The organism is Pseudobacillus wudalianchiensis (assembly GCF_001685015.1).
Taxonomy (GTDB): Bacteria; Bacillota; Bacilli; order Bacillales; family Domibacillaceae; genus Pseudobacillus; species Pseudobacillus wudalianchiensis.
This window is the reverse complement of sequence record NZ_MAYT01000011.1, coordinates 1-10223: the sequence shown is the minus strand read 5'-3', so window position 1 is coordinate 10223 and position 10223 is coordinate 1. Positions and strand designations below refer to the sequence as shown.

Below are 10223 nucleotides of genomic sequence, written 5' to 3'. Positions count from 1 at the left end.
GGGCATTTGATATGGCTGTTTATCTAGTAAATCATTTGACTCTCATCATCCATACGACACGTTATATAGGAGATCAGTGTAACCATCACGAAATGTTTTTTAAGGAACAAAATTATATAGACGATAAAGAGAGAATTAATGAGCTTTTACAAAACGGGTATTCCTTCTGTCCTTATTGCCATCCGGAATCATCGAAGTTTTCTTATTTTGCCTTCTCCTTGCAATAAAGTGACAATACTGTAGCAAATCTTTGGCCATTCGGCTCCATCGATCACGCTGCGGTATATTGGCATTAATGATGAGATGGTAGACAAAGTTCTAGAAGATTTTTCGTTGTAAGAAAGAAAAAAGGGAGAAAATGAGGTTTTTTCTTGTGAAATAACTGGAAGTTTGCTATAAATAAAGACAATTAAATCGAACGGAAAATAAAAAAGGCAAAAGCGCGTTATAGTGTGGTTGGCGCCACCTATAACCGTCCACCGTGAAGCGACCACGGTAAACACTTGCTTTTACCCCTCTTACTTTATTTATGCCTGTATCTTACGATAAATAAACGTAAATTTCAAGGGAAAAGTCTACCTTTTACAGATTAACAAAAGGCGTGTTTACCGATTTATACGGTAAATACGTCTTTTTTGTTTTTCTCTAAAGGAGACGAAACCCATGACAGTAAGCAGAATGTTATCCAATGAAGAATTTAAACAAATGATGAGCTACAAGCCATATGCCAACAATCAAAAAGAACAACAATCTATGAAATTAAAACTATTGAAAGTCGTAGAAGACGTATATGGCGATGCGTATTACCGGCTGAAGAAAGAGACACGCCAGGCTATCGACATGATGTGCTGGCTGTCTGCAGAACGCGGCTTTTTCTTCGCAAAAGATGACTATTTAGCCAATCGCCATGATATATCTGACAGAACAATCCGCAACGTAGCAAAGAAGCTGCGGGAACATGGCGTGCTGTTTACCGTGTATCGAAGATCCACGAAGCAAAACGGACGGAGTGCCCCGGTCCATTTGTTTGTGGACCACCCGTATTTTTCATACTGGGAAGAACTGCTAAATCTAAGTGATTTCCAAACAGATTTCCAAACAGAAAACGCTGAAATCACTTGTGGCTCTAAGGACGAAGAGGCAAAAAAAGTCCCTACCTATTCATTACCATTAAAAAAATCTTTTAATAAATACATACGTAAGGATGAAACTGTTTTAGATGAATCTTTTGCGCCTTCTCATATTCCAAAGAGCTTTATTTTGGCCGTTAAACCGTTCTTTGGACAAGCAAAAGAAATCTATAAGCTGTGGGGAAAAGCCCTGCTGGCTTATCGTATCACTCGTTTAGACACGCCTTTAGAAGAATTAACAGAGTTAGTCGTTCAAGCTTTTAAAGAATCTATTTTTTCTCATAAACACAGACGCATTAAAAGCTCTTTTAACGCCTATTTCTTTGGCACGATGCGAAACATGATGACCGTTGAAAAAAGAAGAGAAATCATGAATAACGATCCGATCTTTACACAATTTAAGGCCTACATGGAGTCTTAATGGCCCTGTCTAAAAATCAGGAGCCTTTAAGGCTGTTAAAGTTGCCTTTAAGGCAACTTTATTTGTCAGTATGGTGAGTTTTGGCATTTTTTATGATATTATCGAGTGAAATTTACAAAAAAGAGGATCATTTCATGAAATATACCGGACAGATCAGTTTTGTGAGCATCTCTATTTCCTTTTCACTTGTACAAATTCTCTTTTTAGGAGAAGCAATCCCTAGAGAGATGATTGATGGTCTTCTTGCATTGGTGGTTGCATGGTTTATTGGATGGCAATATGACAAAATGAGTTTTTATGCAAATCACGATTACTTGACGGAACTGTTCACTCGAAGACTTGCTTTAAAGAAATTTACGAAACTAAAAGAAAAATCAGCCCGTATTCACTCTCCTTTAGCTGTTTTTATGTTGGACGTCAATAATTTTAAAGAATTGAATGATCGGTTCGGTCATAAAACAGGAGATTATACTTTAAAAAAGCTGGCTATGCTTTTGTTGGATCATACTCAAAAGTCTGATGTTGTGGCCCGTTGGGGTGGCGATGAATTTGTCATCCTATCTCTTGGAGTAACCCATGAGAAGGCAGAACATCTAATAGAAAAGTTGGAAGAAGAAATGCTTGAACAAATACATCAGTCTAAAACTCCTTTGAAGATAGGTGTTTCCATTGGGTATGCCCTCTACCCAGAAGAAGGGTACTCATTAGAGGAACTTCTCCATGTGGCGGATCAGAAAATGTACAGAGTAAAAGCACAAAGAAAAAATACCTATGCACAGGAAAAAAGGTTTTCTTTGCATATTCGGAAACCAGAGTAGATGCTTCTATAATTTAAAAAATAAGAGCTAACTGATGAAGAAAAGTTAGTCGTTCTCATATAGCAGTGAGGCTTTTTTCAAAGGTTTTATCGTTGTTAAACCTTTCGTTTTTAACGCTACAAAAAGCTTAACGTTGTAAATCTGCGCTTTCGAGATGCTACCCTTATATACAAAAAGAAAAACTTTAATAATTGGTTTAAAACGGTGAAGATAGGGTATAGTAAAATGATTTTCCCAATGAAAGCCCCAATTATTGTCGCTATGTAAAAAAGCCGTCTAAAAGATCTTTTAGACGGCTTTTTTTGGTTTGTTTTATAGAGTTAAGATAAGGGAAAGTGATGAGGGACAGGCCAAGTAAGATTCAAATTTACTAGAAGGAGGAATTTTAAATGGCTAACAAAGATAATAACAAAGATAAAATGACTCTTGAAGAAGCTGGTCGTAAAGGTGGAGAAACTACTGCCCGTAATCATGATAAAGAGTTCTATCAAGAAATTGGAGAAAAAGGTGGAAAAGATCGTGCCGAACAGCACGAGGATGACGACAATAATTAAAAAACAAATATTAGCATAAAAAAGAAAGCCCAGGCGTTGAGAAATCAACGCCTGGGCTTTCTTTTTTGATTTGACGAATAAGGAATAAGTGTATAAAATCCCACTTTTTTATGCAGCCGCCAGGCTGATTTGAAGACCAGAAATCTTGTGAAATCAACGATGTATAAAATCGTGTATAAAGAAGAATGAGAATCAGAAAGAAAACTCCTTGCCGGATAAGGGGTTTCTTCGTGCAGGAGCTTCCCTGTTGTGGCGTTATGTGAACTAAGGATGTATGGAGTATTCAGTCGGTTTTTTCAGGTCTCCTTTAACTAACGGGGCAGGTTAGGAGGTGTAGTTTTATAAAAAAGATTGATCATTTATAATAAAGTTTGATTAAAATCCTGTTTAAATTAAACAGGATTTTTCTTTTTGTATGCTTGTCGATGTTGTAAAATTCCAGTAAGTTACTCCACTAAAGGGCCAGAAAAGTTAAACAAGAAAGATGTAATAATTGATTTAAAGGCATCTCAAAAGAGGTGCCTTTTTTGGTATAAAAACATTCCCGTGATCACCTTTTAATTTATTACAGCAAGATGTGGAAAGTTTAATTACCCCTATCCTGTTATCTTATTATTATTCAATATAACTTTACGAAACAGAAAGGGGATAAACGAGACAGTGTGTGCTTTAAAAAGGTGTTATACATCTAAGTCAATCGGTAGTTTTTTGATAGGCGTATAGATGTGATAAGCTGAATCAAGGTTGTGAATGTTATCAAAAACTTGAATAAGTTCAATATGTGAATTCTCACTTTCCTGCTTGGAGATTTTTAAAAATCTTGCAAAATCAGTTATGAACACATTTCCTATGTCAAGGAGATCACCAAAATATTTGAACTTGGCACAAAAGAGCTGTGGTATATCAACGGTAAAATAATAAGGTTTATCTATCTGTATATCATGAGGAATTCCGAAAAGAACCTTGAAACAGGTTGAGTTTGGCTGACAGTCTGAATAGATGACATAACATGAACCATTTATTGTCTGATCAATGCTATCTAAAAGCATTTTTGAATGAGATCGAATTTTAGTCTTGTAATCATCAGTTGCTAAATCCACTTCAAAGGCTATACCACTCACCCTAATTGTTTCGAGTTCCGTTAAGGTGAAATCAGTGACAATATCTCCATTAATGTTTTTTATGGATCTTTTAACCACAGAGGGGATTGGTACCTGAGATACAGATTGATCTCTTCCTCTAAGTGAGCGTGGTGCTATACCATATTGACGTTTGAAAGCACGGGTAAATGATGATGGAGTTCCAAAGTTTAGCTGATAAGCAATATCTGTTAGAGATAAGTGATCGCTTTGAATTAATTTTAGCGAGGCATTTAATCTTCTGGATAGTATGTAATTATTTAATGAACAACCCATCACGGCGGAAAAAAGTCTGTGAAAATAGTATTTGGACATATTGAAGGTATCAGCAACAGAAACCAGTGATAAAGGTTGTTGTATATTGTTTTCAATATAGATCAAAGCATCCTCTATTACTTCATAATGATCCATAATAGCTCCTTATTCCCAGATGTTTTGTAACTATTGTAACATAAGCAATTAACTAAGTAGTTATTCCAAGGAGGTAAAGGTAATGACACAAGATAGAATGAATGGAATAATAATAGGTATTTTATATATTGCAGCTGCAGCCACTTCAGTCATAGCGGTTATCTTTTATCAGCCGGTCTTGTCAGACCAATGGTATATGTCCGTGGCAAATGGGTTTCAAACGAAGGTTCTGATTGGTGTAATAAATGATTTTTTACTTGTAGTGACAGCTATTGGAACAGCCGTCATGCTGTTTCCTTATATTCGGCGTTGGAATGAACATATCGCATTAGGGTATCTCTGTTTTCGGTTTATGGAAGCTGTTTTTATTTCAATTGGTTTAGTAAGTATATTAGGGTTATTGCATATTAGTAAATATTATGAAGCAGGCAGTTTAGCAAGTGAAGAAAATCTTTTCGCTATCGGTTTAGTGTTGCAAGCTTTTCATCGTTGGACTTCTATGTTAGGCCCAAACCTTATGCTGGGCTTAAATACTATTATGTATAGCTATTTACTTTTTAGAACCGGTTTAGTGCCAAAACCGCTAGCACTATTTGGTATGGCTACAGCCGTTTTGGTATTCATAGCCGGTTTGTTAGAAATGTTTGGGGTAGTAGAACCTTTCTCTACAGCAAAAGGACTCATTGCTCTACCTGTGGGCGTTTATGAGATGAGTTTAGCGGTCTGGTTAATTGTGAAGGGGTTTCAAACAAAAAATGAAAAACTAAAAGTGAATTAGTGTTTTCAACCTTATAAATAATATGAACGGGTGCTTTAGTAAAATAACTGACATGCCATTTTTACAGCTTTTTCGTATGTTCCAATATTCCACAATAGGGCGCGATTGTGGAGTGATTTAGGTAGAAAATGATCAAACTTTTTTATAAAAATGAAAATAAGTCTGCTGGATAAGAATCCATTTTGATCAATCTTTTTTTCAAAATGGATTCTTTTTAATTGCTGTAAAATACTGTTTTGTCAGACATTTTAGATCAAACTTTATTTCAAAGCTACAGGAGGGACAAATTAAGTGAGTTTAACCCTTTCATACAGTCATATACTTAATCAAAAAAAGGAAGTGTATAAACTGAAAAAGGGTAAAATCACTTTAATTGGAACCATTGTAATTTTATTTGTTGCGGCCCTTCTATTTATCAATAATTCCTTATTAAAAAGAGACATATCTGAGGTTCCTCCTTCAGTAAGCCCTGAAATTCAAAAGGAAAATGAGAAGAGGCTAAAAGAGGTAGAGGAAATTCAAGCTCTACTTTTTCAAGAGAATGGCTTTTTTGAACAGGTGAAAAATAAATTAGAAGAAAAAGATTATGCTCATCGAATGATGCTTATGATTTACTCCAAAGATGATATTCGAGTGAAATATGTCTTAGACAATAAAGGTGCTACTGAATCCGCACAAGAAGAGGTGAAATCACTTTTCTATTCGGTAGTTAAAAAGAATAACCTAAATCCCAATTCATTTAGCATTAAAGTGGGTGATAATGACGATGGACCAGATTGGTAATAAGCTTTTGGTTCCGGTAAAAGGAGTTTTAATTAAAGAGTTGAAAAGATCTTTTTAATACCTATAACGAGTGTTATGTAAATCAAAGGGGGAATCGTAATTTCTAAACGAAAAACTTTGCTCACCGTTATTATTTTAGTAGCCATGCTTATTTCAATCGTATCTTATATGATGAAATATCCTATCAAAAATAATCGTGATGACATCCAAGAGCATTTGGTAAAGTGGGAGAACCAAACTTCCGGCCAGTCCAACTTTAAACTTGAATTAATACAAGCTGCACACTTGGGAGAATCAAATACATATGTCGCTCTTTATAAAGTTGATTCAAACGCTCATTTCGCTGTTTTAGAAGAAGGCTTCAATGGACACCTTCGAATTATCTACAGTGGCACTAACAGCAGCAGCTTATATTATAAGGGAATAGAAACAAGTGAAGGACAGTATGGGATAGTTATAGGGAAGAACATTAATAAGAATATCGATGCTATGAAAGTAGAGTTACAAAATGTTTCTTTTAACTACATAGTTAAAGTTCCTGATGATCCATATTTTATTGTCATTACTAAATTGCCTGAAGAAATCAAAGAAAAGACGTATGCAGGTTTCAAATTCTTTAATAAACAGAATCAAGAAATTTCGGTTGAATAGCTGTAAGCAAAAAGTGCAAAACAAGTTTTGCGCTTTTTAAAATTCCATAACTTATGCGTAAAGAGTTAGAAGAGCATAAGGGAAAAATGCCCCCACTTAACGTGTGGGGTTAGGCAGAGCCTAACTTTTCAATGGGGACAAGAAAAACAGCGAAAAAATACTAAAACAATACCGTACGGCCTAAAAAATATCGGCTGTTTCGGATTGATTTCTCTTTATTTATTGTGATTTTCATGACACTATCTCCCTTTAATGTCATTCAATTTCTCATGCGGCTTGGTATCCTTTTATGAGTGTTGTTTAACTTCTCGTAAATAATTCTTTTACTGCTTTTCTGCCTCGTAAATACTCCAACGTCACAGCTACATACCCGGTACTTTTTCATGTCACATGATACGAGAGAAAAAAGAATCAATTAAAAGAAAATAGCATTAATTTTGAAGAGAATAAGGAATTAAAGAAAAAATCAGATGAGAAAACGAGGTTTTTTGGGAAAGTTTTTGTATGGCAATTATATGGTTTTGCTTATTTTTATGTACCCATGAAAAAGTTAGGCTCTGCCTAACCCCCATGATCCGTGGGGGCATTTTTTCCTTATGCTCTTCTCTATTTTTTGAACACAAAAAGGTTGAGTACCTTTTAGATACCCAACTTCTTTTTTATTGATATAAATATATTCTGTTAAGATAAAAATAAAGGGGATGAAAACTCAATGTTAATCATTTTGCTTATTTTTGTTCTTATGATTATTGCATTTGCTTTATTTATAGACCGGAGAAATAAGAAAATTAATAACAATCCCCATATACCGACAAACCCAAATGCTAAATCAGGAGATAGCTCAAACCATACAATGGGTGATAATAAAGACACTGGAGGATTTCAATAACCTGTTCACTATTATCAAGAGCTAAGTGTTTAAACAAGATACATACCGTTCTTTACTTTCCAAATAAGCGTGTGAGAAAGCTTTTTTTCTGGCTGGATTCTTCTTTTGCTGCGGCCAATTGTTTTATGGATTCTGCTTGTTCTTTCTTTTGTTCTTGCAGCAAAGTCATACTTTCTAGTAATTTTTTATCGCGCTCTTTTAAAGAGTTGTCTATGTAGTGGTTTTGCTTCTGAACTTCGTTTTGTAAAGATTGAATCATTTTATTTTGATTTTCGATCAATTCTTGTTGTTTTTGGAAAGCCAGCATAAGCATATCTAATTTCTCTTCTATAACGGTATTGTAACGCTCATTTTCAGCAGGTAAAGTTATAACGGTATCAGTTATAGACTTCTCTTTATATATTGCTGTTACTGACTTTGCAGCCGATTCAAGAGTTATACCCGGCTTATTTCTTTGGGTAATTAAGTCCTTGAACATCATAACGTTTATATCGGTGTATCCTCTATTTCCTTTTTCGTCTTTATGAAAGACAAATCCTGCCGTTTCAAACAGTCGAGCGTACTTAGTGATAGTTTGTCTTTCAACGTTTAGTTGTAACGCTACTTCTCCTGGAGAATAGAGCCTTTTAATCGATTGCTGTAACTCGTCCATAACGCTACATCCTTTCTATAGCGGGTTATAAGCACCATTATAACATCTTCCATGTAGCGTGGTGTTTTTAGTATAAGGACAGCCGACTGGAAACAAGTAAGCCTGACAGTGGACTTGATATTATTTTGTATAAAAAATTCGTGAGTAATAAACTTCAATGCAACAAAAAGGACATTTAGTTATATTTGTGCCACCAAAATTCTCAAAAAATCTTGGTGGTTATTTTCGCGGTACAATATTCCAGATAAACTATACTTAGAGAAAAGTCTTCTCCTATGTACTGGTTATCAAAGGTGGGATAAATCTGAAGAAAAACAGAAAAAAACTGTTCGTATTTTCTCTAGTAATTTGTTTTCTCATACTGATTGGGAGTACTGTTTTTTTCTATTTCACTCCTACCTATTCAGGGTACATTGCTAATGTTTCTAAAGGAAACGGAGCGACAATTGTCTTAATTGTTGATGATCTTTCTAGTTACCAAAAGCCAAACGAAAATCTATTTGCTACCTTTGAAAACGGAGGGATAATATTTCAATTGCCCTGGTATGTTCCAGATCACCAGCTAGAATTCGGTCAAAAGGTTAAGGTGTATTTCAATGGAAAAGTCGTTCTTACGTCACCTGGAAGTGCTAATGGATACTGGATTAAAACAATTAAATAGTTATTATGTTTTATCGAGATGAGGTGGAAGGATGACTTGGAATGAATTTATGGAACTTCAAGAGCGAGTAGATTGGGGAGAGGAATTCAATTTTGATTATAAGGAAGAGGAATATTGGATAAGCCAAAATACAGATGGATATTATTTGACGCGCTCTAGAGATTCATCAACACAAGAATTTGACACCTCCAAAGATCTTTTTGAAAAAGGAAAAATCGATGGAAAGTATCTTTCAGAGATTTACAAGGATATAGAATGGTAGCTGAAATTCTAAAATAAAAATTTATCGTTTTCAAATGCAACAAAATGATAGTTATGTTGCATTGCTGCCCCCCCCTTCTATAGCAACGTCATCCCTTGTCCATCAAGGGATTTTTGTGTTGAAGCAACCCCTAGCAGGGGTTTCAATGCAACATATTGAATGGTAATGTTGTGTTGAATGCAACATAATGAATCTTTCGTAGCAACTGGAGGCAACCTTTTATGACGACCAAACAAGGACAAAATAGTGTAGAACCGATCCGGGACCCAGAACAGATCCGGATGATGAAGGAGTACTTGTTGCACAAATCGTACCGGGATTATTTTTTATTTGTTTTCGGCATTAATTCAGGCTTAAGGATCAGCGATATTCTGCCGTTACGGGTGATGGATGTCCGAAACACGGAACATTTGCGGATTCGGGAGAAAAAAACGGGAAACTACCGGAAAATTAAAATGTCGGCGGCTCTTAAACAGGAGATTGAGAAATATACACGCCGTATGGCCGATTCTGACCCCTTATTTCCGTCTCGGAAGGGTAATGTTCCTATCGGGCGTGAAACGGCTTGGAGGCTCATTAACGAGGCTTCTCGCGTGTGTGGGGTAGAAGGAGCCATCGGCACCCACACCATGAGGAAGACATTCGGCTATCACTTTTACCAGCGAACGAAGGACGTGGCCATGTTGCAGCAAATCTTTGGCCACTCTTCGCCAGCGATCACACTACGGTATATTGGGATCAACGATGAAATGATGGATCAAGCGCTAGAGGAATTCTCTTTATGAAAGTCTAAGGTGTGAAATTTCTATATTTTAGCATGCATTTATTCAGGTTTTAACAATTTAGAAGGATTAGTTACAACGTTGTTTTAGAATCATACAATGAACTGAGGGAAGAATTTCATTCACTTTATCTCCTTTCACATTAGGTGTAATTTTAAAAGGCCCTGGGCTCCCCCCTAAGGGTCTTTTTTGACATATTTAAAATAAAGGAATTGAGGAGATTCAACGAAAAGAACTAATTACTAGATTAAAACACGAGGAGGGCATTTGATATGGCTGTTTATCTAGTAAA

At 35.7% G+C, this 10223-nt stretch carries 12 protein-coding genes and 1 pseudogene; 11 read left to right on the top strand and 2 right to left on the bottom strand.

All coding sequences use genetic code 11. The features are described from left to right. The 5 genes and pseudogenes from A8F95_RS22815 to A8F95_RS07965 form a co-directional block, all read left to right on the top strand. Nucleotides 1-227, top strand: a 227-nt coding sequence (locus A8F95_RS22815; RefSeq protein WP_218060667.1) for a hypothetical protein, incomplete at its 5' end; no start/stop codon positions are given. Nucleotides 228-246: 19 nt separating this feature from the next. Next, a pseudogene (locus A8F95_RS23010) lies at nt 247-339 on the top strand (site-specific integrase); the annotation flags it as partial. A gap of 324 nt (nt 340-663) precedes the next feature. After that, the gene (locus A8F95_RS07975) at nt 664-1551 is read left to right on the top strand and encodes a hypothetical protein (RefSeq protein WP_065410042.1); all 888 of its coding nucleotides are present in this window, start codon (nt 664-666) and stop codon (nt 1549-1551) included. A gap of 80 nt (nt 1552-1631) precedes the next feature. Further along, nucleotides 1632-2369, top strand: a complete 738-nt coding sequence (locus A8F95_RS07970) for a GGDEF domain-containing protein (protein ID WP_077247272.1) — start codon at nt 1632-1634, stop codon at nt 2367-2369. Nucleotides 2370-2758: 389 nt separating this feature from the next. Beyond that, the gene (locus tag A8F95_RS07965) at nt 2759-2923 is read left to right on the top strand and encodes a KGG domain-containing protein (RefSeq protein ID WP_065410040.1); all 165 of its coding nucleotides are present in this window, start codon (nt 2759-2761) and stop codon (nt 2921-2923) included. Nucleotides 2924-3603: 680 nt separating this feature from the next. Here A8F95_RS07965 and A8F95_RS07960 read toward each other — a convergent pair. After that, a complete protein-coding gene (locus A8F95_RS07960; RefSeq protein WP_065410039.1) occupies nt 3604-4473 on the bottom strand; it encodes a helix-turn-helix transcriptional regulator in 870 nt (289 codons plus the stop codon). Between the two features lie 82 nt (nt 4474-4555). On the opposite strand from A8F95_RS07960, the gene A8F95_RS07955 reads away from it, so the two are divergent. The 4 genes from A8F95_RS07955 to A8F95_RS22060 all read left to right on the top strand — a co-directional run bounded on the left by A8F95_RS07955 (nt 4556) and on the right by A8F95_RS22060 (nt 7574). Then, the gene (locus tag A8F95_RS07955) at nt 4556-5251 is read left to right on the top strand and encodes a DUF4386 domain-containing protein (RefSeq protein ID WP_065410038.1); all 696 of its coding nucleotides are present in this window, start codon (nt 4556-4558) and stop codon (nt 5249-5251) included. 291 nt (nt 5252-5542) lie between these two features. Beyond that, nucleotides 5543-6034, top strand: a complete 492-nt coding sequence (locus A8F95_RS07950; RefSeq protein WP_065410037.1) for a hypothetical protein — start codon at nt 5543-5545, stop codon at nt 6032-6034. 117 nt (nt 6035-6151) lie between these two features. Next, complete coding sequence (locus A8F95_RS07945) at nt 6152-6685, top strand: hypothetical protein (protein WP_065410036.1); 534 nt, start codon at nt 6152-6154, stop codon at nt 6683-6685. Between the two features lie 712 nt (nt 6686-7397). After that, nucleotides 7398-7574, top strand: a complete 177-nt coding sequence (locus A8F95_RS22060; protein WP_141676243.1) for a hypothetical protein — start codon at nt 7398-7400, stop codon at nt 7572-7574. 52 nt (nt 7575-7626) lie between these two features. On the opposite strand, the gene A8F95_RS07940 is transcribed toward A8F95_RS22060, so the two are convergent. Then, the gene (locus A8F95_RS07940; protein WP_065410035.1) at nt 7627-8226 is read right to left on the bottom strand and encodes a hypothetical protein; all 600 of its coding nucleotides are present in this window, start codon (nt 8224-8226) and stop codon (nt 7627-7629) included. 692 nt (nt 8227-8918) lie between these two features. Between A8F95_RS07940 and A8F95_RS07935 the strand changes: the two genes are divergently transcribed. Next, a complete protein-coding gene (locus tag A8F95_RS07935) occupies nt 8919-9149 on the top strand; it encodes a hypothetical protein (protein ID WP_065410034.1) in 231 nt (76 codons plus the stop codon). A 221-nt stretch (nt 9150-9370) separates the two neighbouring features. Further along, entirely contained in the window at nt 9371-9934 is a 564-nt protein-coding gene (locus tag A8F95_RS07930) for a site-specific integrase (protein WP_065410033.1), read from the top strand. Nucleotides 9935-10223: the final 289 nt, after the last annotated feature.